Source organism: Italian clover phyllody phytoplasma str. MA1 (assembly GCF_000300695.1).
Classification (GTDB): Bacteria; Bacillota_I; Bacilli_A; order Acholeplasmatales; family Acholeplasmataceae; genus Phytoplasma.
Window position 1 is genome coordinate 1 of sequence record NZ_AKIM01000154.1, and the last position, 884, is coordinate 884.

2 protein-coding genes are annotated in these 884 nt (G+C 25.3%); both read left to right on the forward strand.

Annotated features, from left to right (window positions below):
• Positions 1 to 297, forward strand: a 297-nt coding sequence (locus tag RI01_RS03715; RefSeq protein ID WP_026052463.1) for a hypothetical protein, incomplete at its 5' end; no start/stop codon positions are given.
• Positions 298 to 376: 79 nt separating this feature from the next.
• The gene (locus RI01_RS03485; protein ID WP_083845880.1) at positions 377 to 592 is read left to right on the forward strand and encodes a hypothetical protein; all 216 of its coding nucleotides are present in this window, start codon (positions 377 to 379) and stop codon (positions 590 to 592) included.
• The last annotated feature ends 292 nt before the right edge of the window (positions 593 to 884 follow it).

Sequence of the window (884 nt, forward strand, 5' to 3'; positions counted from 1 at the left end):
TTTTTAATTACTAGTAATAATTCCGTTATGGCGATGACAAATAATAAAGGAAAACAAATTTCAATCAATGAACCTAGTGATGAAGAAGTTAATTCATTTTTTGAATTATTAAAAAGTTCAAAAAAACATATTCAAAAAATAAAACAAAAATATCCTTATTTAAAAAATGCTTCTTCTAGAGAAATAGAAGAATGGGCGTTGTATGGTGTAGTAAAACAACAACAAAATCAACCAAAACATATCAATAAAAAACAAAAAACAATTGATTTAAATACAATCCCAGAAGAAAAAGAATAATCATAACCCAAAGACCCCTCATCAGGGTCTTTTTTTATTTAACAACACACTCAACAATTGGAAAGGAAACAAAAAAACCATGTTAATTAAAAAAATCTTTTCATCTTTACCTAGTAATTTCATCTTTTTCATCATTACCCTACTTTCGTTTATTCCAATTATCACCATTTATTATGTCATTAAATTCTATCTTTTCACCGTCAAACTAAGTATTCACCAACTAAAACAAGGAATAGTGGTTCAATTTTACCAATATTTAACCACGAAGCAACCCAATCATGTGGAATCTATTTAATACTTGGTTAACTAAGTTAAATAATGTTCTTAATACTATTAGTCATTATTTCTTCACTTATCAAAATCAATGGTTAAACTTAGGTTTATTAATAATTATTTTATTATTTCTTCCCCATCTTTTATATCTAATTGATTTTCTTTTTAAATGTCTTTATCACCTTTTTCGTTTCTTTTATTATTTAGGAAAATATCTTTTATTATTATTAAAGAAAATATTTAAGAAAGGTAAATAACCATGCAAATCAAACTATCACAACGCACCAAAGAATGGTATCAACACCGCAAACAAT

Bases quoted from the DNA above. Each gene is read 5' to 3' on its own strand.
- RI01_RS03485 (WP_083845880.1), top strand. From the start codon at position 377: ATGTTAATTAAAAAAATCTTTTCATCTTTACCTAGTAATTTCATCTTT.